This window comes from Methylobacterium sp. WSM2598 (genome assembly GCF_000379105.1).
Lineage (GTDB): Bacteria > Pseudomonadota > Alphaproteobacteria > Rhizobiales > Beijerinckiaceae > Methylobacterium.
The window spans coordinates 7,374,778-7,395,847 of the sequence record NZ_KB900609.1 but is presented as its reverse complement, the minus strand read 5'-3'; the positions used below and the strand labels follow the sequence as shown (position 1 = coordinate 7,395,847).

The 21,070-nt window shown below is 68.7% G+C and carries 19 protein-coding genes and 1 pseudogene; 8 read left to right on the top strand and 12 right to left on the bottom strand.

What is annotated here, in order from left to right; translation table 11 throughout:
- The first annotated feature begins 132 nt into the window (after positions 1–132).
- From MET2598_RS0134405 to MET2598_RS0134395, 3 genes are all read left to right on the top strand, one after another.
- Positions 133–1,191, top strand: coding sequence for a type III polyketide synthase (locus tag MET2598_RS0134405; protein ID WP_026191090.1), 1,059 nt, complete (start codon positions 133–135; stop codon positions 1,189–1,191).
- Positions 1,188–1,691 (top strand): isoprenylcysteine carboxyl methyltransferase family protein, encoded by a 504-nt coding sequence (locus MET2598_RS0134400; RefSeq protein ID WP_012335324.1) that lies wholly within the window; start codon positions 1,188–1,190, stop codon positions 1,689–1,691. The genes MET2598_RS0134405 and MET2598_RS0134400 overlap by 4 nt, the downstream gene beginning before the upstream one ends.
- A 98-nt stretch (positions 1,692–1,789) precedes the next feature.
- Entirely contained in the window at positions 1,790–2,287 is a 498-nt protein-coding gene (locus MET2598_RS0134395) for a ferritin-like domain-containing protein (RefSeq protein ID WP_012335325.1), read from the top strand.
- 87 nt (positions 2,288–2,374) lie between these two features.
- Here the strand turns inward: MET2598_RS0134395 and MET2598_RS40240 are convergent, their stop codons facing one another.
- From MET2598_RS40240 to MET2598_RS0134370, 7 genes and pseudogenes are all read right to left on the bottom strand, one after another.
- Positions 2,375–2,740: a hypothetical protein gene (locus MET2598_RS40240; protein WP_084673983.1), complete on the bottom strand. Its 366-nt coding sequence runs from the start codon at positions 2,738–2,740 to the stop codon at positions 2,375–2,377.
- Between the two features lie 162 nt (positions 2,741–2,902).
- A complete protein-coding gene (locus MET2598_RS37880) occupies positions 2,903–3,400 on the bottom strand; it encodes a DUF2231 domain-containing protein (protein ID WP_198293044.1) in 498 nt (165 codons plus the stop codon).
- A 433-nt stretch (positions 3,401–3,833) separates the two neighbouring features.
- Positions 3,834–4,265 (bottom strand): annotated as a pseudogene (locus MET2598_RS43950) (integrase core domain-containing protein); the annotation flags it as partial.
- 116 nt (positions 4,266–4,381) lie between these two features.
- Positions 4,382–4,711: a hypothetical protein gene (locus MET2598_RS40230; protein WP_018263905.1), complete on the bottom strand. Its 330-nt coding sequence runs from the start codon at positions 4,709–4,711 to the stop codon at positions 4,382–4,384.
- Between the two features lie 326 nt (positions 4,712–5,037).
- Positions 5,038–5,775 (bottom strand): Crp/Fnr family transcriptional regulator, encoded by a 738-nt coding sequence (locus MET2598_RS0134380; RefSeq protein ID WP_018263904.1) that lies wholly within the window; start codon positions 5,773–5,775, stop codon positions 5,038–5,040.
- Between the two features lie 23 nt (positions 5,776–5,798).
- Positions 5,799–7,331 (bottom strand): acyl-CoA carboxylase subunit beta, encoded by a 1,533-nt coding sequence (locus tag MET2598_RS0134375; protein WP_018263903.1) that lies wholly within the window; start codon positions 7,329–7,331, stop codon positions 5,799–5,801.
- 177 nt (positions 7,332–7,508) lie between these two features.
- Entirely contained in the window at positions 7,509–8,420 is a 912-nt protein-coding gene (locus tag MET2598_RS0134370; RefSeq protein ID WP_051086621.1) for an alcohol dehydrogenase catalytic domain-containing protein, read from the bottom strand.
- A 623-nt stretch (positions 8,421–9,043) separates the two neighbouring features.
- Here MET2598_RS0134370 and MET2598_RS0134365 point away from each other — a divergent pair.
- On the top strand, positions 9,044–9,949 hold the full coding sequence (locus MET2598_RS0134365; RefSeq protein WP_012335332.1) for a LysR family transcriptional regulator: 906 nt from the start codon (positions 9,044–9,046) through the stop codon (positions 9,947–9,949).
- Positions 9,950–10,001: 52 nt separating this feature from the next.
- Here the strand turns inward: MET2598_RS0134365 and MET2598_RS0134360 are convergent, their stop codons facing one another.
- The 3 genes from MET2598_RS0134360 to MET2598_RS0134350 all read right to left on the bottom strand — a co-directional run bounded on the left by MET2598_RS0134360 (position 10,002) and on the right by MET2598_RS0134350 (position 15,016).
- Positions 10,002–12,440 carry a YbcC family protein gene (locus MET2598_RS0134360; protein WP_018263901.1) on the bottom strand — a complete coding sequence of 813 codons (2,439 nt, stop codon included), beginning with the start codon at positions 12,438–12,440 and terminating at the stop codon, positions 10,002–10,004.
- A 19-nt stretch (positions 12,441–12,459) separates the two neighbouring features.
- Positions 12,460–14,019 (bottom strand): NADH-quinone oxidoreductase subunit L, encoded by a 1,560-nt coding sequence (locus MET2598_RS0134355; RefSeq protein ID WP_018263900.1) that lies wholly within the window; start codon positions 14,017–14,019, stop codon positions 12,460–12,462.
- A gap of 184 nt (positions 14,020–14,203) precedes the next feature.
- Complete coding sequence (locus tag MET2598_RS0134350; RefSeq protein ID WP_236728875.1) at positions 14,204–15,016, bottom strand: DUF6671 family protein; 813 nt, start codon at positions 15,014–15,016, stop codon at positions 14,204–14,206.
- Between the two features lie 613 nt (positions 15,017–15,629).
- Here MET2598_RS0134350 and MET2598_RS0134340 point away from each other — a divergent pair.
- The gene (locus MET2598_RS0134340) at positions 15,630–15,827 is read left to right on the top strand and encodes a hypothetical protein (protein ID WP_012335337.1); all 198 of its coding nucleotides are present in this window, start codon (positions 15,630–15,632) and stop codon (positions 15,825–15,827) included.
- A gap of 312 nt (positions 15,828–16,139) precedes the next feature.
- Here MET2598_RS0134340 and MET2598_RS0134335 read toward each other — a convergent pair whose 3' ends face one another.
- Both MET2598_RS0134335 and MET2598_RS43500 read right to left on the bottom strand, forming a co-directional pair.
- Positions 16,140–16,757: a PepSY domain-containing protein gene (locus tag MET2598_RS0134335; protein WP_012335338.1), complete on the bottom strand. Its 618-nt coding sequence runs from the start codon at positions 16,755–16,757 to the stop codon at positions 16,140–16,142.
- Between the two features lie 101 nt (positions 16,758–16,858).
- Positions 16,859–16,993, bottom strand: coding sequence for a hypothetical protein (locus tag MET2598_RS43500; protein ID WP_012335339.1), 135 nt, complete (start codon positions 16,991–16,993; stop codon positions 16,859–16,861).
- Positions 16,994–17,625: 632 nt separating this feature from the next.
- Here MET2598_RS43500 and MET2598_RS0134325 point away from each other — a divergent pair.
- The 3 genes from MET2598_RS0134325 (at position 17,626) to MET2598_RS0134315 (ending at position 20,708) form a co-directional block, all read left to right on the top strand.
- Entirely contained in the window at positions 17,626–18,870 is a 1,245-nt protein-coding gene (locus MET2598_RS0134325; protein ID WP_018263895.1) for an NAD(P)/FAD-dependent oxidoreductase, read from the top strand.
- A 498-nt stretch (positions 18,871–19,368) separates the two neighbouring features.
- Complete coding sequence (locus MET2598_RS42480; RefSeq protein WP_018263894.1) at positions 19,369–19,536, top strand: hypothetical protein; 168 nt, start codon at positions 19,369–19,371, stop codon at positions 19,534–19,536.
- Between the two features lie 368 nt (positions 19,537–19,904).
- A complete protein-coding gene (locus MET2598_RS0134315) occupies positions 19,905–20,708 on the top strand; it encodes an MCP four helix bundle domain-containing protein (RefSeq protein ID WP_018263893.1) in 804 nt (267 codons plus the stop codon).
- Positions 20,709–21,070: the final 362 nt, after the last annotated feature.

The window sequence follows — 21,070 nt, the reverse complement described above, 5'->3', positions numbered from 1 at the left end:
CGATCTCGTCTTCGACGCTAAATCGTCGCGGCAGAAACATTGTGCCCTCCTCCTTGTTGGCCGATTGGAATGGCCGCCCCGGATCGGAGGGCAGCGTTCCACTCCCAAGCTGCCTCGCCGAGGATCCGCCGCATGACGTCCACACGCGCACGGCTTCTGTCGCTGGCGACCGCGGTCCCACCCCACGTCCTTCGCCAGACGGACGTTGCCGAGATGGCCAGCACCCTGTTCTCCGAACGCTACGGCGAGTTCGACCGACTGTCGCGCGTGTTCGCCACCACGGGCATCCACAAGCGGCATTCCGTTCAGCCGATCGACTGGTACATGCAGGCGCGCGGCTGGCCGGAACGGACGGCCGCGTACCTGCGGGGGGCGGAGGACCTGTTCGCCGAGGCCGCCACGAAGGCGCTGGACGAGGCGGAGCTCCTCGCCCGGGACGTCGATGCCGTGGTCACAGTGTCGTCGACCGGCATCGCGACGCCGAGCCTGGAGGCACGCGTCCTGCAGCGGCTCGGCCTGCGCCACGATGTCATGCGGGTTCCGGTCTTCGGGCTCGGGTGCGGCGGCGGCGTCTCGGGACTCGCGGTCGCGAGCCGGTTGGCCGAGAGCCGCCCAGGCTCCAACGTGCTGTTCGTCACCGTCGAGCTCTGCACGCTGGCCTTCCGCCTCGACAAGCTCACCAAGGCCAGCATCGTCGCCACCGCCCTGTTCGGGGACGGGGCCGCGGCGTGCATCCTGCGCGCGGGCGGGGACGCCGGCGTGGTCGAGGTGGAGGCGACGGGCGATCACACCTGGCCGGACACGCTCGACATCATGGGCTGGGACGTCGAGGAGGCCGGCTTCGGCGTCATCTTCGCCCGCGCCATCCCGCCCTTCGCGGAGGCGAATGTGGGCCCGGCGGTCCTCGGCCTGCTCGAGCGCTGGCAGCTCGGTCCCGAGCAGGTCGACCGGTTCATCTGCCACGCGGGCGGGACCAAGGTCATCACGGCACTTGAGCGCAGCCTCGCGATCGGCCAGGGCGCGCTCGACCACGAGCGCGCGGTTCTGTCGCAGTTCGGCAACATGTCAGCCCCCACCGTGCTGTTCGTGCTCGACCGCGCCCGCAAGGCCGGTCTGCCGCCCCGCTCGGTGCTGACCGCGATGGGACCAGGGTTCACGGCGAGTTGCGCCTCGCTGAGGAGCCCGTCGTGACGGCCGCGATCCTGGTCCTCGCACTGGTCACGCTGCAACGGCTGGGCGAACTCGTGCTGGCGCGCCGGAACACGCGGCGTCTCCTGTCGCGGGGCGGTGTCGAGGTGGCGCCGGAACATTACGGGCTGATCGTCGTCCTTCACGCCGCTTGGCTCGCCGGGCTCTGGCTCCTGGCTTGGTCACAACCCGTGGATCCGACCTGGCTCTCCGTGTTCATCCTGCTGCAGGCCGGCAGGCTCTGGGTGCTGGCCAGCTTGGGAGAGCGCTGGACGACGCGGATCATCGTGCTCCCGCAGGCACCGCTGGTGCGGCGCGGGCCCTACCGCCTGTTCTCGCATCCGAACTACGCCGTCGTGACGGGCGAGATCGCGGCGCTGCCACTCGCGTTCGGCCTCATCGGCTACGCGATCGTATTCAGCATCCTCAATGCGGCTGTGCTGGCGATCCGCATTCGCGCCGAGAACGCGGCCCTGGGCACAGTCCGCGTCGCTCCCCGATAGCGGCGCCGACCAATGGATCCTGCCCCGCGCGCGTGAGGCGGAACACGGGTTCGTGCGCGCGGTTGATCGAGCATTTCACCTCATGAAGGAGCCGTGCCATGGCCGCACCGAGCCGCCTCAAAGAGGTTTACCTCGACGAGCTGAAGGATCTCTGGTCGGCAAACGACCAAATGGCAGGCGCCATCAGGCAGCTGACGAGCCAAGCGAGCGACCCGAAACTGAAGCAGATGCTCGAGCATTCCGTCGGGGGCATCACCAAGCACTCCGAGACCCTGCGCAGCCTGATTGAGCGAGCCGGCGGGCGGGCGGAGCCGGAATACTGCAAGGGCATGGCCGGCCTCGTCGCCGAGGCGCAAAAGCACGGCTCGCAGGAGGCGCCGCAGGACGGCAGGCTGCGCGACGTGGTGCTGATCGCCCAGTACCAGCGCATGACGCATTACGGCCTGGCGGGGTTCGGGACGGCTGCCGCGTACGCTCAGGCGCTGGGCCAGTCAGAGGACGCGGCGAAGCTGAAGCAGGCCACCGCGGAAATCTACAAGGGCGACGCGTACGCGACCAAGCTGGCCGAGAGCCTGCAGCAAGTCGCCGCCAAGTAACCGCCCCGAACAGGCAGCGGGCCGACCTCGACGAGGCCGGCCCGCTCTCAGACGATATGGCCAGATCGCGCGAATTTCCGCCGTGCCTTATGGCAGGGCGCCGGCTTTCTCCTTGGCGCGAGTCATCGTATCGTTGCAGCCCTTCTCGTCACCTGCCTGCTGCTGCGCGCGCGCTTTCCGAATGAGTTCGCGGGCCTCCTGAACGCCCGATGCGGAGGGCTGAAGCGTCCGGTCCGAGGGCTTCGCCTCCGGCGGCTTGTCCAGGGCCTTCGGTGAGTTCGAGGACGTTGGGCCGCCCGGAGGCTCCCGGCCGGTCACCCGCTCGGCACCGGCACTGTCGAGGCGCCGCTCGATCGTCGCGATCTGCTCAGAGCACGAGGAGGCCTGTGCGCCCGGCGCATTCGCCAGGATCGAGGCTGCGGTTGCAAGAACAAGAACAAGAGAAGCGCGCATCGAAAACCCTCATGAATCAGCCCGTCAACGAGCGGGCTGGGCGGTTGATCCGCGTGCCCGCGGCTTCGCTGTGCAGGACGGTGGCATGCTCGCTCAGGACACCACGCGCTTCTCCTCGTCAGTGTGCTGGTCGGCATGGCCATCCACGCCGACCATGTGGCGCTAGGAGAGTTCCGCGCCGGCCCAGCCCGTGATGCCGAGCAATGCCGCCGTTGCGCCCGACAGGGCGACGTCGGTTGCATCGCCGGCCTGGTCGCGATCGCGGCCAGACCGCCGGGCGAGGTTCGCAGCGGCGAGGGCCAGGGCCGCGGCGTTGCCGTAGGCATGCAGGCGGCCGGCCGGCTTCTGTCGCGCCCGGCGGATCGTGAGGTAGTCGATCGCGCCGACCGCGCCGGCGGCCACTCCGGACGCGATCCCAGCTCCCAGCAGGAGCTTCGACGCGCGCGCCCAGAACGGATCGCGCGTTGCACCTGCGGCGATGTCGGTCAGGAGCGCACTGGTCAGAAACGCGATTGGAAATGGGATCATCATCGGGTGGACAGGGTGGCCGACAATCGCGGCCGTGCTCGGCAGACCTCGCGTCGGATTGGCGCGGTCTCCGTCCCGTTCCGGAGTGAGCTGAGAATACATCCGCTGAGCCGGCGTGACGTGTAGATTCATCATATTTCTCCTTTTATATTTCACCGTCGCCGCATAAATTGCGCGCGACGCATCATTGCAGAGATCACAATTGTCCGAATTTTCTTACGAAACTTGGAAAGACATGCATTTGTGTTTGGAAGAATAAATTGCTATGCTTGGTGTTCTCGCGTCGAATTGCTTATTGTAATCACATTCAGGCGGCCGCCGTCAGGATGTCCGCCGATTTCCTGAGTGAGCATATCCGCATGCTTGCCACTCGGAGCATCCTCATCTCGGGACCAAGCCGTTCCCGGGCGCTGTTTGCGGCCGGACGCTGTCACTTCGTCGCATATTGATGCTGGCATGCGGTGCGTGAGCCACCAACTCGCACCTATATGCACTGTTCCAGCCTAGCCGTACCGCGCGCGTTGCTCACAATAGCGCTGCGGCATTGTGCCGGATCACGGAATGGTTAGTGCGGCAAATAGGAGCACGCCGTCTCGCGCCATCCATGAACAACGACTGTCCGTGATGCTCGCCGCAACCGGACATTTCCGTCAAGCGTCGCGATTGGCCGCTCAGGGTCGAGGCCGCGTGAGAACGCGGATCGTTCAGGGTGCGTGCGTCCGCGCGGAGGAGGCCCGCGGATCGAAGCCGCGGGCCTCGAGCCCGGATGGCCGCTCCCGGTGGACCGACCCCGAAGAGCTGGGTGGCGGTCCCCCGGATCCTGGTCCGGCCGGAGGGTGGGCCTCCGGGTCTCGTTAGGCGGCCTCCCGGGCCGCCGCCACGCCCCGATCTGGGCCCGGGCATCGGCCAACGACGGGAACCGGTTCGCGTTCAGGCACTCGTCCCGCGGGCGGCCGTTGAGCGACGCCGCCAGCGCTTTGTCGGTCGGCTTGCCAGGACGCGAGACGTCGAGACGACCTCAGGCCCGTGATCGACCTGAGTCGCACCCGGTGCTCCGCGCAGGAGCGCTCAGCGGGCACGACGGCCACGGCCTGCTCGCCGGTCCGGAGAGGCTCAGGCTCGCCGTTGAGCCTCCATCTGGGTGTGCCCCAGCCCAACCTGAGGCCGAGGCTCTCCACCGTGCGTGTCGGTGAAGGTGGAGCGCTCGCCGGTCTGCTTGGCCCGGTGCACCTGGACTCGCTGCCAGATCAGCACTGCGAACACGAGCGCGAAGGTTGAGAAAGCCAGCCAGTAGATCAAACCCGCGTCACCCATCGGGACCTCGAGAGCACGTTGCAAGATGTTGAGTGGCAACGCCAGCGCCGGAAGCTGCGTTCCAAGCTCGACAGCTCTATCGGCAAGAACTTTCTGCTGACCCGTGGCGGCGTTGTGCGGGCTGTCCATGCAAGGTCGGCAAGGACCCTGACTGGGTCTCGAAGGCGCTCGATCGCCGGTCCTGCGAGACCGGCGTCACGCTCGACGTCTCACGTCCTGGCAGAGCGACCGACGACGCGCCGGTGGCGCATCTAAGCATGCGAGAGCCCGAACGCGAAAGACTGCCGTCGCTGACCGGCATGGACAACAGGATTGAATTCTCGACATCGTTCTACAATAAGGCGTCGCTCACACGTCTTTGCCGCGGCTCACATCCAGAGAATTGCTTTGGGATTGAGCCAAGGGATCGGCGAATCGCTCAGGCGGATCAGCCTGCCGGCACACCGAGATCAAACCTAGGATGCCTGTCGAAAAGCGCAGATGTAAGCGAAGTCATCATCGACATATCTGAGCAGATTTCTCACATCAACGACTTCGAGTTCATTATTGTTCACCCTAATCTCTCGATCAGCAATAAGCCTCTCGATTGCCGAGTCGAAGGAAACATCATCCAAACCTAATGCACAGCAAAATTGCGCTTTCGCGAGAGGAATCGCTGGCATTGCGGAGCGATCTGAATGGGACATCGTGAGACGGAGGGAGAATTCGCATAGCAGTTTCGCGAAGGCGAGCGACGGACGGTCGTGGGACGATCGGTGCGCCAGTGCGGAGCGGATCCGGGAAGGGATCAGCGTCTCGCGCCACAACGCCGTGGTGAGACGGGGGCTGCTCGCCATTGCGGCGAACAGGTCGTCGTGCGGCACGAACCCGAGCGTGGCCTCGGTCACGCTGCCGATCGCTTCCTCTGCGAGCGGCAGCATCAGGCTGCATGCATTGCACAAGTCTCCAGGCAGGTGGAACGACAGCACCGATCGTCTCGACCCGCCCTCGCGGTAGCTGCACAGCCAGCCGTCGAGAACCACGCAGCAGGAGGACGGCAGGTCGCCAGCGCGAACGATCTCTGCCCCCGGTCCGACACGGCGAACGCGGACGGGAAGGGACGCCAGGGCTGCCTGGTCCTCCCGGGACAGCACGGTCCGCACCGTGAGCTTGCGGATCAGCGCCGAGATCGGGCTGCTCTCGATGTCGTACATGGTCGTGCGCGGGTCCGGGCCTCTCAGAGCGGGATGGTGTCGTGCTTCTTCCAGGGCTGCTCCACCCTCTTGGGACGCAGCATGGCCAGGACCCGCGCCACCCGGCGCCGGGTCGAGTGGGGCATGATCACCTCGTCGATGTAGCCCCGCTCCGCCGCCACGAACGGCGACATGAAGCGCTCCTCGTACTCGGCCGTGCGCGCCGCGATCTTGTCGGGATCGCCCATGTCCTGCCGGAAGATGATCTCGACCGCGCCCTTGGCGCCCATCACGGCGATCTGCGCGCTCGGCCAGGCGTAGTTCACGTCCCCGCCGATGTGCTTGGAGGCCATGACGTCGTAGGCACCGCCGAAGGCCTTGCGGGTGATGACGGTGACGAGCGGCACCGTCGCCTGGCTGTAGGCGAAGAGCAGCTTGGCGCCGTGCTTGATGAGCCCGCCATATTCCTGCGCCGTCCCGGGCAGGAAGCCCGGCACGTCCACGAAGGTGACGATCGGGATGCCGAACGCGTCGCAGAAGCGCACGAAGCGGGCCGCCTTGCGCGAGGCGTCCGCGTCGAGCACGCCGGCCAGCACCATCGGCTGGTTGGCGACCAGCCCGACCGTGCGCCCCTCGATCCGCCCGAAGCCCGTGATGATGTTGCGCGCGAAGGCCGCCTGGATCTCGAAGAAGTCGCCCTCGTCGACCACCCGGCGGATCAGCTCGCCCATGTCGTAGGGCTTGTTGGGGTTGTCCGGGATCAGGGTGTCGAGGCTCTTGTCGAGCCGGGAGGGGTCGTCGAAGCTCTCGATCTCCGGCGCGCCCTCGAGGTTGTTGGCCGGCAGGAAGTCCATCAGGCGCCGGATCTGCAGGATCGCCTCGACGTCGTTCTCGTAGGCGCCGTCCGCGATCGAGGACTTGGCGGTGTGGACCTTGGCGCCGCCGAGCTCCTCGGCGGTGACGACCTCGTTGGTCACGGTCTTGACCACGTCCGGGCCGGTCACGAACATGTAGCTGGTGTCGCGGACCATGAAGATGAAGTCGGTCATGGCCGGCGAGTAGACGTCGCCGCCGGCGCACGGCCCCATGATCACCGAAATCTGCGGGATCACGCCCGAGGCGAGGACGTTGCGCTTGAAGACCTCGCCGTAGCCGCCGAGCGCGGCGACGCCCTCCTGGATGCGGGCGCCGCCGGCATCGAACAGGCCGATGATCGGGGCGCGCATCTTGAGGGCCATGTCCTGGACCTTGATGATCTTCTGGGCGTGCGCCTCCGAGAGCGAGCCGCCGAACACCGTGAAGTCCTTGGAGAAGACGAAGACGGTGCGGCCGTTGATGGTGCCCCAGCCGGTGACGACGCCGTCGCCCGGGATCTTCTGCCTCTCCATGCCGAAGTCGATGGAGCGGTGCTGGACGAACATGTCGAATTCCTCGAACGAGCCGGTGTCGAGGAGGAGTTCGATGCGCTCCCGCGCCGTGAGCTTGCCCTTGCCGTGTTGGGCGGCGATGCGCCGGTCGCCGCCGCCGCGCCGCGCATGCTCGCGGCAATCCTCCAGCCGGGCCAGGATTTCCTTCATGGCGTGGCAACCCATGTCTCGAGAATGACGGAGGCCGAGGTCTCGCGAGCAAGCGTCGGCGAGAGCGTTTTCCGACGCGGCGGATGCCGGTTCATCGAAGACGATGCGGCAACATCGATGAGCAAGGGCAGCGTCCGGTTGCACGATGATCGGGCGCGCCCGGGCCGGGTTCGCGCCTCAGCGCGAGCCGGAGAGTTCCAGCACGTCGTCGAAGGTGCGCAGGCCGGCCCTGGGCGAGTTCACCAGCACCGCCATGTTGCCGGGCGCGTGCTGGTTGCGCCACATCTTGGTATGGGCGTGCGGGATCTTGTCCCACGGGAACAGCTCGCTCATGCACGGATCCACCCGCCGGTCGATCACGAACTGGTTCGCGGCCGCCGCCTGCTTGAGGTGCGCGAGCTGCACGCCGAGCCCGCCCGAGGCGCCCCAGATCAGCACGTTCTGGCCGGGCCTCACCGTGTGCGGCGCGTGGCCGAACAGCATCCGGTAGGCGGTCGCGAGGGTGAGCGTGTAGCAGGCGCTCTCCTCCCAGGTCAGGTGCTGGGGCCGCCGCATCAGCTGGCGCGACTGCACCCGGCAGAACTGCCCGAAGGAGCCGTCCGGGGTCTCGTAGCCCCAGATCCGCTGCGACGGCGAGAACATCGGGTCGCCGCCATTGCACTCCTCGTCGTCCCCGTCGTCCTGGTTGCAGTGGACGATGACCTCGTCGCCGACCTTCCAGCGCTTCACCTTGGCGCCGACCGCCCAGACGATGCCGGACGCGTCCGAGCCGGCCACGTGGAAGGGGGCCTTGTGGACGTCGAACGGGGAGATCGGCTCGCCGAGGCCCGCCCAGACGCCGTTGTAGTTGACGCCCGCGGCCATCACGAGGACCAGCACCTCGTCGTCGCCGATGGTCCAGGTCGGGACGACCTCGACCTGCATGGAATCCTCGGGCGGGCCGTGCCGCTCCCGGCGGATCGCCCAGGCGTACATCCTGGACGGCACATGGCCGAGCGGCGGGATCTCGCCGATCTCGTAGAGGTCCTTCGGCGCGACCGACGCGCTTGCCCTGATGAGGCGCGGCCGGTGCAGCAGGAGGGCGCACATGAGGGCCTGCCGGTCGACCTGACCGGCCACGAGCGGGACCGAACGCGCGGCCGAGCGCATCGCGGCCACGACCTCATCGAAGTCGATGCAGTACGACGATTGCAGCACGTACGATCGGGTCGCCGGGTTGGCGACATACGCGTCGATGGCCGCGTCGATATCAGCATCCAAGATGCTGTTCTGCCGCAGCAAATCCAGCACACTCGGCGTTGAACCCGCTGCAGCTGAGCCAGCCAAAGGGTATATATTGTTTTTCATGAACATAGCCGACTCGGCTGGAACGTCGCTTCTCTTTTCGGCGATTTATTGGTCAGGCAGGTGTACGAGGTGTTTTCTCGACAATAAGATCAATGATTTATCAATACAACTCGTAACAATAATTACATTATGTTCCATCCGCCTGGAATCAGGATGGTCCGGCTGTTCATTATCAACGAAATTAAATGTAAAATTATTTTCCAGGTCGACACGACAGATGCTTCGATCACCTGCGGATCTTCAATGGTATAGTTACGCAAATCTCCGCAAAGCGGCCACTGAACAGATTTGATCGTACATGCCCTTATGCCGGACGGCAAATTCAAAGATTGTCACGCATCGTTCTATTAAGTAGATATGCCGGCATGACGGCCCTGAACTACCACCACCTGCGGCTGTTCCACCGCATCGCCCATGAGGGCAGCCTCACCCGCGCCGCCGAGGTCCTCAACCTGTCGCAATCTGCCCTCTCGGTTCAGCTCCAGAAGCTCGAGCAGCAGCTCGGACACCAATTGTTCGAGCGCCGGGGAAAGAAGCTGACCCTCACCGAGGCCGGCCGGATCGCCCTCGACTACGCCGACACCGTCTTCGAGACCGGGAACGAGTTGATCAAGGTGCTGCAGGGACGCCCTCGCGCGGCACAGCACGTGCTGCGCGTGGGAGCGCTGACCACGCTCTCGCGCAACTTCCAGCTCGAGTTCCTCAGGCCCGTGATCGGGCGTTCGGACGTCGAACTCGTGGTGCGTTCGGGCACGATGCGCGAATTGCTGGCCCAGCTGGAGATGCACAGCATCGACGTGGTCCTCGCCACCACCGCGGTTCGGCGGGACGCGGGCTCGGACTTCCACAGCCACCTCATCGCCGAGCAGCCCGTCAGCCTCGTCGGACACCCCGGGCCGCACCAGGAGCCGCTGCGTTTCCCGGAGGCGCTGCGCACCGTCCCGGTGACGCTGCCGAGTCTCGACAGCGAGATCCGGGTGGCCTTCGACCGGGTGCTGTCGCTGGCCGGCATCCACCCGATCATCCAGGCGGAGGTCGACGACATGGCCATGCTCCGCCTGCTGGCGAGGGAGGGGACCGGCGTCGCGGTCGTTCCCCCGATCGTCGTGCAGGACGAGTTGCACGCCGGGCTCCTGATCGAGCATTGCCGCATCCCGGACGTCGCGGAACGCTTCTACGCGATCGTGCAGACCAGGCGCTTCCCGAACCCGATCCTGCAGGAGCTGATCGCCGCGAGCGCCCCGCCGCGCGCCGCGTCGGCGGCCGATTAGGGGCTGGGCCGTCGCGATCCGCGTCGGCCCAGCCCCATGCGTTGCGCGGCGGTCAGACGGCGGCCCTCAGCGGCAGGCCAGGCACGGCGCCGTCGGAGGCCGCGGTGCTCGTCCACCGCAGGTCACCCGCGTAGCGCCACGCCATCCGGCCATCCTGGTCCAGTGCGAACAGGTGCAGCCAGCGATTGTCGAACAGGGCGCGCACCTCGCGGTGACGCTCAAGGACGTCGGTGATCGCCTGCCGCGGCGCCTCGATCAGGACCGACAGCCGCAGAGGCTCGTGCGCGTGGCGCTCGCCGTCGTGGACCGATTGCCGAGGCAGGCCGGCCCGCAACGGACCGCCATTCCCCTCCAGGACCCCGATGCCGCCCACGACGTTGTGCAGCAGCTTGTTGCCGCTGCCGAACAGCTCCGGCGCCACGGTCGACCCGTAGTATTGCAGGCTGATCCAACTCGCCACGACCACCGGCGCGGTCACGATCAGTTCCAGGACGCCGAAGCCCTCGTCCCGCTGCCAGTCGTAGTCGTGCAGGAAGGCGCGGCCGTGCAGGGGCTGACCCGCCGTGCGGTGGCGCGGCGCCGCGATGAAGGCATTGCAGCCGGCCAAGCCCCATTCGGGGCGGGTCTCGGCCCAGTCGCGGCTGCGGCGGACCACCGACGCGTCGTCGCGCGCGCGGGGCAGGCGGAGCGCGCGCTCCGCGCGGGCGAGCTTGCCCGCCTGCGCGAGCCAGACCCGCACCGGCTCCAGACCCTGCAGGGGCGACCCACCCGGAAGATCCCCGGCGTAGAGCGTCACCTCGTCGGTCGTCGTGTCGTGCAGCCCCGCGAGGAACACCGTGTCCGCGGGCACCTCGAGGCCGCGCTCCCGCAGCCCCGCCCGCACATCCGCATCGTTGAGAAGCTGGGCCAGCAGGCGGGCATTCACCTCGCCCGAGTACCCGCCGCACGCGCCGCAATGCAGCGCGCTGGCGTGAGGGTTGTTGACCACGTTCGCGCCGTGCCCGACGAGCAGGACGGTCGGGGCGAAGGTCGAGGTCAGCGACATCGCGCGCAGGACGGCGTCCGCCGTCGCGACCCGGGACGCGAGGTCGCGCGGCGGATCGAGGCGCGGCATCGGATCGTGGGGCGTCGCCGGGCCGCCCAGGTGGAGCGAGTCGCCGAGCAGCTTCGCCGCGTAGAGGGGACCCGCCGCCTCCACGAAGGCGAACGAGGACACGGCCGCCTGCCGGAAGCGGCCCCAGGCGCGGCGCGCGCGCGCGGCGAGCCGCGACGCATGATCCGCGTCCGAGAGAGCGGGACCGCCCGCGCACGTGCGGAGCCCCGGATTGAGGAGAACGGGCAGGCGGCGCTCCGCGATGTCGGACGCGAAGCGCCGGTGCGCGGTCGCGAGGCCGAAGAAGCCCGCGAAGCCGAGGGTGCGGATGCCGGGATCGAGGGATTCCAGGGCGCGGCGGAAGACCTCCGACCGCACGTCGATGCAGAACGCGGCCTGCAGGGCCGGCCGGCTCTCCCCGACCCCGGGGGAGCCGCCGGCAAGCGTGGCGGCAAGCGTGGCGGCGAGCGCGCGCTGCGCCGCGCGCTCCGCGGCGTCCTGCAGGATGGAATCGATCACGAGGTCGCGCGTCGGCCGGGCGGGCGAGGCGTGCGCGGCGGCCACCGCCGCCCAGCTCTCGGCGATCCGCTCGCCGTAACGGGTGAGCAGGGCCTCGTCCCAGATCACCCGGACGGCGAGGAGATCCCTCAGCGTCCCGTCGGTGCCCCCGGCGAGCTCGGCCTGCCAGAGCTTGTAGCGGGCGTACTGGGCCCAGCCGCCGAGGGAGAGCAGAATCTGGTGAAAGTAGCTCTCGAGCGCGCCCGGGCTCAGGCCGAGCCCGCAGACCGCGCGGGCGAGGGCCGGGAGAGCCCCGTCGGGGACCTCCGAGACGTGCCGAGCGAACCCGCCCAGTCCGGCGATCTCCGGGGTCAGATCGTGGATGGCCCAGGCCCGCCAGAGCGCGAGGGTGCTCCCGCCCGAGGGAGCCGCCCACAGGGCCTGCCCCTCGTCGAAGTGCCCCGCCGCCCAGGCACCGAGCCGGTCGGCGATCAGGCCCGGCCAGTCGATCCCCGACGCCTCCGCGCACAGGGACGCCACGGTCGGAAGGGGCCGCACGGGCTCAGGGTCCAGCGCGATGGCGCCTCTCAGGGCGCCGAGGTCGGCCGGGCGCAGGTCCGCAGGCGCGTCCGCCAGGGCGTCCAGGAGATCCTCGTCGGTGATCGACCCCGCCGCGATCCTGTCCCGGTACCAGGACCGGGGCATGGTCACCGCCGCGCCGCTCGCCCGTCCAAGGCGCGCCCCGGCGGCCCAGAGCGGCTCGCCGGTATGGCCCAGGAAGGGATTGACGGCGACGCTGGAGGCCAGCGGCCACAGGGGCGGAATGAGGCGTCCGGCACCATCGGCCGCGGCCCTCACGGCGTCGTGCGGGGTCGGCAGGGAGTGGATAATCTCGATCATCGCAGGATCTCCGAAGCGGTCAGGAGGCGCCGCGCGCGGACCAGCCACCGATCAGCCGATCGAAGGCGGCGTTGGCGTAGAGCCCGTTGGCGAGGTGCACCCGCAGGCCCGCGGCCGCGGGGTGGTAGGCCCAGAGCGGGAACATCGCCTGCAGGACCGCGACCAGCCCGAAGCTGAGCAGGGCGAGCACGATCAGCGCCCATTCCAGCGGCCCCGGCGCCGGCGTCGGCGGCAGCACGCCCGCGGTGAGGCGGATGGCGGCCAGCTGCAGCGCGAAGTAGGCGACCGAGGTGGCGACCGCGTAGACCGCGGTGCGCCGGGTCAGCTCCCGGGGCGCGGCGTCGGCGAAGCCCTGGGCGAGCATGTAGGCGACGCCGAAGATCAGGATGGCGCCGAGCGCGAGGGCCTGGGGCGACTTGTGCGCCAGCCCGAACCCGAGGCCGACCAGCACGAAGATGACGAGGGCGGACAGGAAGGCGCGGCCGACGGCGCCGGCGCCCGGGACGGCGACCGGCCCCGGGCGGCGAATGGCTGCGACCGCCTCGACGGCGCCGCCCGAGGCCAGGAAGGCGTGGGCCTTGTAGAGCGAGTGCGCCACGATGTGCAGCAGCGCGAGCGGGAACAGGGCCAGCCCGCATTCGAAAGTCATGAAGCCCATCTGGGCGACGGTGGACCACGCCAGCGAGGTCTTCACGGCGGGCTGGGTCAGCATCACCAAGCCCCCGAACAGGGCCGTGAAGCCGCCGACCATCACGAGAACCGCGAGCACCCCGGGGGCGAGGAGGAGCACGTCCGCGAAGCGGATCAGCAGGAACCCGCCCGCGTTGATCACGCCGGCGTGGAGCAGCGCCGAGACGGGGGTCGGGGTCTCCATGACCTCGGTCAGCCACCCGTGCGTGGGGAACTGGGCCGACTTGAGCATGGCGGCGAGCGCGAGCAGGCCGGCGGCCGCGACGGCCAGCCCGCCGCCCTCTCCGGCGCGGGCCGCGCCTAGGATCCGGCCGAGGTCGCCGGTGCCGTAGGCCGCGGCGAGCAGACCCGCCGCGGCGATCAGGGCGGCGTCGCCGAGGCGCGCGGTGATGAACTTCTTGCGCGCCGCCCGCCGAGCGGCCGGGCGTTCGCCGTAGAAGAGCAGGAGGCGGTGCAGGAACAGGCTGGTCGCGATCCACGCCGCGACCAGTTGGGCGAGGTTGCCGGCCGTGACGAGCAGCAGCACCGAGGCGAGCGTGAGGCAGAGCCAGCCGGTGAAGAGGCCCTGGCGCTCCTCGCCGTCGAGGTAACGCGACGCGTAGCGCACCACGATCCAGCCGATGAAGGTCACCAGCAGGAGCATGGTGATGCTGACCGCATCCAGTCGGACCGAGAGGCCGATTCCGTGCAGCCCGACCAGGGAGCCCGCACCGGGCCCCGCCATCGCCAGCACGGCCGCCGAGACGATTGCGACCGCGAGGGCAACGAGGGCCGCTCCCTCGGCGAGCCGGAGGACGACATGCGGGCGCCGCTCCCGGTTCGAGAAGCAGGCGGCGGCGCAGGCGAGCAGCGCCGCGGGCGCGAGCAGCGGCACGTCGAGAATGGGCACGAGGATCTCCTCGGGATCTGCTGTGGTCGCGAGATCTCGTACCTAATCGGATGGTTTCTGGAAAATTGATTGTTTATGACACATCATTCTACGAAATGAATAGAGCGAGGCGTCCGGGATCGGGCAGGGTCGGGAGCCTCCGGCTCCGACGAGACGGGCCGGTGATCGGGAGGAGACCCGACCGCTACGGATTGCACGCGGGGCAGGAGCGCGCGGGCGCGCGGCTCAGCCCGTCGCCGCGCGCCCGCTCGTCCCGGTGACCGCAGGCGGGACAACCGAATAGCTCGGCCGCGACCATGTCGGTCGGCTCCCCACACTCCTCGCAGATCAGCCCGCTCCGCGTCCCCGTGCGGCCGAAGCCGGGAGCGCCGCAGGCAGGGCAGGGCGTCGCCAGGCGCCGCGCCAAGCGTTCTGCCAGCACCCCGAGGCTCCTCATCCGAGTCGGATTGAGGTGCGCCCGCATGTCGGTCTCCAGGCGCGCCGCACCGTCAGCGGAGACGGCCGCAGCGTCCCGAACGGCCCGCTCCAGGTTGGTCCGGGAGGTGATCCCCTTGGTCAGGGCCACGAGCGGATCACCCGCGTTGGGGCGGACGATGAGGCCGTGCGACGGAAAGCCGACCCGTTCCAGGAAAGGCGCGAGGGTGTCGCCTGAGGCACTCACGCAATGCGCGAAGTTCGTGGCCTCGTCCACGAGGCTCTCATGGACGACGAGGCCGCGCACCTCGTCGACGAACACGAGCAGTTCCATGCCCGCCGGGAAGAAGGGCACGGCCGGATGCGGTCCGAAGGTGCCCTCGCTGGCGAGCCCGAGCGGGAGGCCCGCGATGTGCATGCCGAGCCGTGCCTTGCGCAGGGCAACCTCCAGCATGGTGCCCCGGCGCGGAACCTCACCCGAGAAGGTTCCGAGCTGATCCGTATCGAGGCCGAGCGCCGGCCGGACGATGAGGCCGAGGTGGTCGGCAAAGGGAGGCGCGATGGCCCGCTCCTTGCCGTGCATGGTTGCGAGCACGACCCCCCCGTAACGCGCGACCGCCGATGCTCCCGGCCCTGGTCGTTTGCCCATCGCACCTCACGCCGCTTCGACACGCGTCAGGATGGTCGTGACGTCCTCGATTCGAACGTCCTGGATCCGAACGTCTTGGATCCGAACGTCCTGGATCCGATGATGGGCATGATGCGCGAGCGCCCGACATGCGAGAAGTTGTCCGTGACCATCTCCGTTCCGCGGGTGGCCTGCCGCACGTGAGTGATCTCCTGCATCGTCGCGCCCTGCTTCCCCATTGCCGAATATCGCCACGATGCCAAATTCACGACCAATATTGGTTAGCCTATGCCGAGTTGACGGGCGGTTTCAACGATCTTGTCCTGCGCGTGCTCAGCCACACCCTCGCCCCAATCGCCCAGGCCGTTTGTGGATGGCAACGGAGCAACCGGGCCTCATCAGACGATCTTTCGAGCCTGCCCTGGCCCGCCCGGCACCCTTCGCCGTGGGGGCCGTCCTCGTCGCCGCGACACCTCGGCTCTTGCGGCCGGAGTGTGGCGCAGCACAGCCGCCTCCCGCGCACCGTTTCACGATGCTGGTCAGCAAACGCGCTGACGCAGAGGAGACGATGATGCTCAAGACCCGGACGAAACCGGCTCAGCTGAAGCTCGACACGCGGGCGGCCATGTCCGACGCGGACCTCGATCAGGTGTCAGGTGGCCTCAACCCGCAGCCGCTGCCGCCGAAGGAACTCTTCAAGGCGTTCAGCTTCTCGTCCTTCAAAGTGCTGCCGTCGTTCACCCTGCCGAGCTTCTTTCGGTTCTGATCGTCCGGAACCACCACAGCGTTTCAGCCCGCCCGGTCCTGCCGCGGCGGGCTTCTCTTTGCCGACGCGATGGCGGCCGGGCTCCGCGACGTCCAGACCGCCTTGGCCAGTGATCCGGGATTCGCTTGATCGAAGCGGATCCCGGATCACGAGCCTGCGCGGCGCCTGAGCGCGGCGCCTGAGCGACGCCGCCATCCGCATGGCCGAAATCGGAGATGGCGAAGCCATCAACCGGATGTCGGATGAGCTGGCCGACGCCTTCACCCGCCGCCCTGCCTGTTCCAAGGCGGCGGTCGCGTTCTCTTCGCGTGCTTAGTCGATCACCTTACCGTCTGGCCCGACTTTGATCTTCTGGCTCCTGTCGGACAGCGCTACACTGATCTCGTAGGCTACCGAGCTACCCTCGCGCTCGACTTCGGCCTCAAATGCTTTCCCGCCACCGGCCTTCTGCTCGGCTATCGCGAGTGCGTCCTTCAACGAGGTCTTGGCGTTCTGGAAATCGCTGACCTTCAGGCGCGTGAAGTAGCGCTCAATCGGCTGGTTCTCCGACTTGATGAGCGCGCCCGTGTCGGCGTTGATGTAATGCTCGACCAGCTTGCCATCCGGGTAGACGACTTTGATCTCCCAATGGGCCGGATTGTTGCTCTTGGCCTTCTCGAAGTCGGCGTCAATGGCACGGCCGCCCTGTCCGCCCTGACTTTCGGCGGTGGCCAGTGCCTGCGCCAAGCCGATCTTGCTCGCCTTTGCGGCTTCCCATTCCTTCAGATCGCCGCTGGCTCGGGCCGAAGGTGCGGGCGTTGGGGACGTTTGCGGGGCTGGAGCCGCGGGTGCGGGCGCCGGGGTCGTGGGTGCAGTCGGCGCGGTCTGCGCAAGGGTGAGGTTCGTGGTGAGCACGAGCAGGGCCAGACCGATAGGAAGACGCGTTGTCATGGGGGATCCCTCTCCCAGGCTGATGACGACGCCCAAACGCTTTGCCTCGGACAGGGTTTCAGCAGAGGATCCCAAGCTCTCAGAGCCTCCGGTTGCCAAATTCAGGCCGAGCCCCGCGGTCCGGCACCCGCCACGAACAGATTGCGGCGGGTCTCGGCCCAGCCCTCCTCCAGCGTCCTCGTCGCGTTGACGGCCGGCCGTCGCTCGTTCACGTCCCGGCCGGAGCGACGCACCATCTGGTCATCTCGGCGATCGCCGAGACCACGGCTTCGGTGCGGCCGGTTTCCGGCAGCATGTCGACCGCGTTCTTGCGCGGGCCGCGAAGGACGAAGCCTGCGTGCCGACGCTGCCCCGATCTCATGCTCGATCTCACGGAATGCACGCCGAGGCTCCCGGCCGCGTCACGGAGCGGCTTCGTGCCCGGTCCGGCCTCGGTTCCGGCACGGGCGGCCGTCCGCGTCGTGCCGGAGCTTCCACGCCGAGACGAGAGGCGGGGCCGCACGCGGCGCCAGCGCACCTCCCAAGTTGCCGCGCCCCCCAAGTTGCCGCGCACCCCCCAAGTTGCGAGGCGACGACCGGGATCCGAGGGGCCGAGATGCGCCGATGTCATCGAAACACGCGGGACGCCGCCGAAGCGGCACGCGGCACCGCGCCGAGAGCGTTCCTTCACGAGCGCTCGTGGATCCGGACGAGGCCGCGGACGCGGCGGACCGCTCCAGCGCCTGCGAGGCTCTGCTCAGCAGAATTGCATGGCGCAATTCTGCTTAGACTTTTGGTTTCGCATCATTCTTGCCGCCAAACCGGTGACCACTTCGGCGAATGATGCTTAGGGTGAGAGCGTCTGGTCCGTGCGCGGAGGCAACTCTCAATGGCCAAGCGGATCCTGGTGGTGGGCGGCGGCTTCGCCGGCCTCTGGAGCGCGGCAGCGGCCGCGCGGGCCCGCGACGCGCTCGGGCTGAGCGGACAGATCGCCGTCACCCTCGTCGCACCGGACCCGTTTCACGTCATTCGGGTGCGCTGCTACGAGGCCGACCTCGCGCCCCTCGCCGTGCCGCTCGACGACGTGCTCGGTCCCGTCGACGTCGACCGGATCGAGGGGACCGTCACGGGGATCGATGCCGTCGCGCGCCGCCTCGTGGTGCAGCCCCGGGGCGGGCCCGGCCCGTTCACGCTCGCGTACGACCGGCTGATCCTCGCCCCGGGCAGCGTCCTGACCCGCCCCCAGGTGCCGGGGATCGACGCGGCACTCAGCATCGACACGCTCGCCGGCGCGCGCCAGCTCGCCCGCCACCTCGACGGGCTCGGCCGCGGTGCCGGTCGGGACCGGACCGGACGCTGGACCGCCGTCGTGGTCGGCGGCGGACTCGTCGGACTCGAACTCGCCTGCGAACTCCCCGCCCGCCTCGCCGCGGCCCGTGACCGGGCCGGGGAGGCAGGTCCCGTACGGACCGTGCTGGTCGACCGCTCCGCCGAGGTCGGGTCCGCGATGGGCGGCGCGGCGATGCCGGCCATTCGGCAGGCCCTGGCGGCGGCCGGCGTGGAATCCGTCGTCGGCGGCGTTGCGGCGGTCGACGCGGCGGGCGTGACCCTCGGCGACGCAACCGCGATCCCGGCGCTCACCGTGGTCTGTGCCACCGGGATGCGGGCGAGTCCCCTTGCCGGAGAGCTCGGGGTACCCCGCGACGACCTCGGCAGGCTGCCCGTGGACGCGCTGATGCGCGTCATCGGCGTCCCGGCCGTGTTCGCGGCGGGCGACGTCGCCGTGGCCGACGCCGACGATGCCGGTCACCGGACGGTCATGTCGTGCCAGCACGCGCGGCCGATGGGCCGCTTCGCGGGACACAACGCGGTCTGCGACCTGGCAGAGCGGCCGGATCTTTGCCGACCGTTCGCGGCGCCCGATTACGTCACGGTGCTCGATCTCGGCGAGTGGGGGGCCGTCTACACCGCGGGCTGGGACCGCGAACGTCTGATGGCCGAGGGCGCAGCGGCGAAGGCGATCAAGCGCACGATCAACGGCAGCCGCATCTACCCACCGCTCTCCCGCGATCGCGCCGCGATCCTGGCCGCGGCCGCGCCCATCATCCAGGCGCGCCCCGCGACGGCGGCCTAGAGCAGCACCCGATCACGTTGCAACCGGGTGCCGCTCTCGATCTTTGATCTTGCCGCATTTTCTGCGACGAACCGGCATCCACTTCGTCGGAAAATGCTCTAGCGCGGGATCGGGTCAGCCGGCTCAGGGAGGGGCGAGCGGGACACCGGCGCGCCGGGACGCCGCCCCGTCCGCGCGCCTCGCAGGCGCGGCGGTCCGGCCGGGGCCGGTCGGGCCGCACGAGGACAGCGGCTGCCACGCGGTGCCGCCCGCGGTCCGGCGTGTGTGCGGCGCGCGATCTCGTGAAGCAGAAAGAATTCGCCGCGACATCCTTCAGATGGAGGATGATCGATCGCGTGAATATAAGATCGCACGCAATGCAACCGCTGCCATTCGACACTAGTCTCACGATTCGTGCTTTGGGCGAGAACTTTATTCGTGCATGATGCCAGCCGACAACGTCGCGCAGGTGATCGCCTGTGGACCGGGCTGCCGCATGGCACGATGTGGGAGGCTTGCATGAACAAGCTGAGCTTATTCGCCGCCGCTCTCGCCCTCGCCACGGCGGCGTTCTGGGCCACGATGCTGACCTCTCCGCCGACGTCGGAGGCCTCGGCGCCTGCCGGCCGCGTCGGCGCGGAGTTGTCGACGGCAGACCACTGCGTCTCCTTCGGCGTCTGCCCGTGACGCCCCGCCCGCCGCGGGCGGGCGCCCGTGGCCTCGTTCGAGGGTCTCAGGCACCCGGGAGGCGTTGCGTTCGCTCCCGTCGGATGGTGGCTCGCCATCCTGGCGCTGAGCGGCGCCGGCCTCTCGCTCCCGGCGCATCGGGGCGACCTCCGCCGCTTACGACCTAAGACCAACGCGATATTCCGGCTGATGCGCCCGCGCCATCAATCACAAGTGACCGAGTAGCAGGTGCTATCGAGAGGCATACAACGTGAGATAATACATCTGCTAACCGGTCGTATATCAAATTTTAGATATTTGTCCGATAAAATGAGCACCGATCGCTGGGATGCGGGGGGCCGCCCCTCGAACCGATCGGAATCTGTACCATGACTGCTCTCTCGTCGATCAAAGCGCGACTTGTCGGAACCCTGCTGCTGCTCAGCAGCCTGGTCTCGGTCGCGGCGGGCTACCTCTCGCTGTCCTGGAGCACGGCCAGCACCCGAACCATCTACCAGGATCGCGTCGTCTGCCTCGGGCAGATCGCCTCGATCCGGGACGGCTACGACCGCATCACCGCGATCCTGCGCGAGATCCGCGAGAGCGCGCTCGCGCCCCGGACCGGCCTCGAGCGCGTCGCCGGCATGCAGGCGGAGATCAACTCGGCCTGGTCGGCCTATCGGGCCACCTACCTGGCTCCGGAGGAGAAGCTGATCGCCTCCGAGGTCGAGACGCGCATGCGGGAGAACGCCTCGCTGCTGCGCGGCATCGGGCAGGCCGCGGAGACCGACTCGGCCGGCCTGCGCCAGATGGTCCAGCACGCGCTCGACACCATGGTCCGACCCACCCACGCGGCGCTTGAGAAGCTGACCGCGTTCCAGATCCAGGAGACCGGCCAGGAATTCGCCCGCTCGGAGCAGACGGCCGGCCGATCGAAGGCCCTCCTGATCGCCTGCCTCGCGGCGGCGATGCTGGCGATCGGCTTCGGGCTCTACACGGTCGTGAGCGGCGTGGTGCAGGCGGCCCAGGGCACGCAGCTGGTCACCGCCAGCATCGCGGGCGTGCGGGACGCGGCGTCGGAGACGGGCGCGGCGTCGGCGCCGGTGCTCGCCTCCGCGGGCGCGCTCGCCCGTCAGTCGGACCGGCTCGGCGTCGAGGTCGCGACGTATCTGCGGAACGTGCAGGCTGCCTGAGCGGGTTCGGGCACGAAGCCGTCCGTCCCGCTCGGCCGAGCGCTGACGGCCCAGCACTCGGCTGCGACCGAGGGCTGTCGCGATCTTGCCTCGCGGCGCCGGAGTGCCGTGATCCGGGATCCGGTTGACCAGAGCGGATCCGGGATCACGCGCCCGCGCGGCGCCTGAGCGAAGCCCAGATCCGCCATCCCCGAAGGGATCAAGCGGATCAGGAGCCCGCGCGGCGCTTGAGCGAAGCCCACATCCGCCATCCCGAAGGGATCATTCGGATTTGCGATGATACGGGATGGCGCGGCACCCTGGAGGAGCGTCTTCCGGCGCCTGTCGTGCCCCGCGATCGCGCCCGGCCCGCCGCCCGCGCG

Bases quoted from the DNA above. Each gene is read 5' to 3' on its own strand.
- MET2598_RS0134370 (WP_051086621.1), bottom strand. From the start codon at position 8,420: ATGTGCGCCCTCCTGCTGCACCGGCCGCGCCTCATCAGGGCAAGCGCG.
- MET2598_RS40230 (WP_018263905.1), bottom strand. From the start codon at position 4,711: ATGGACAGCCCGCACAACGCCGCCACGGGTCAGCAGAAAGTTCTTGCC.
- MET2598_RS0134375 (WP_018263903.1), bottom strand. From the start codon at position 7,331: ATGAAGGAAATCCTGGCCCGGCTGGAGGATTGCCGCGAGCATGCGCGG.
- MET2598_RS0134335 (WP_012335338.1), bottom strand. From the start codon at position 16,757: ATGACAACGCGTCTTCCTATCGGTCTGGCCCTGCTCGTGCTCACCACG.
- MET2598_RS0134325 (WP_018263895.1), top strand. From the start codon at position 17,626: ATGGCCAAGCGGATCCTGGTGGTGGGCGGCGGCTTCGCCGGCCTCTGG.
- MET2598_RS42480 (WP_018263894.1), top strand. From the start codon at position 19,369: ATGAACAAGCTGAGCTTATTCGCCGCCGCTCTCGCCCTCGCCACGGCG.
- MET2598_RS0134315 (WP_018263893.1), top strand. From the start codon at position 19,905: ATGACTGCTCTCTCGTCGATCAAAGCGCGACTTGTCGGAACCCTGCTG.
- MET2598_RS0134350 (WP_236728875.1), bottom strand. From the start codon at position 15,016: ATGCACGGCAAGGAGCGGGCCATCGCGCCTCCCTTTGCCGACCACCTC.
- MET2598_RS0134395 (WP_012335325.1), top strand. From the start codon at position 1,790: ATGGCCGCACCGAGCCGCCTCAAAGAGGTTTACCTCGACGAGCTGAAG.
- MET2598_RS0134360 (WP_018263901.1), bottom strand. From the start codon at position 12,440: ATGATCGAGATTATCCACTCCCTGCCGACCCCGCACGACGCCGTGAGG.
- MET2598_RS43500 (WP_012335339.1), bottom strand. From the start codon at position 16,993: ATGGTGCGTCGCTCCGGCCGGGACGTGAACGAGCGACGGCCGGCCGTC.
- MET2598_RS0134340 (WP_012335337.1), top strand. From the start codon at position 15,630: ATGATGCTCAAGACCCGGACGAAACCGGCTCAGCTGAAGCTCGACACG.
- MET2598_RS40240 (WP_084673983.1), bottom strand. From the start codon at position 2,740: ATGCGCGCTTCTCTTGTTCTTGTTCTTGCAACCGCAGCCTCGATCCTG.
- MET2598_RS0134365 (WP_012335332.1), top strand. From the start codon at position 9,044: ATGACGGCCCTGAACTACCACCACCTGCGGCTGTTCCACCGCATCGCC.
- MET2598_RS0134380 (WP_018263904.1), bottom strand. From the start codon at position 5,775: ATGTACGACATCGAGAGCAGCCCGATCTCGGCGCTGATCCGCAAGCTC.
- MET2598_RS0134405 (WP_026191090.1), top strand. From the start codon at position 133: ATGACGTCCACACGCGCACGGCTTCTGTCGCTGGCGACCGCGGTCCCA.
- MET2598_RS37880 (WP_198293044.1), bottom strand. From the start codon at position 3,400: ATGAATCTACACGTCACGCCGGCTCAGCGGATGTATTCTCAGCTCACT.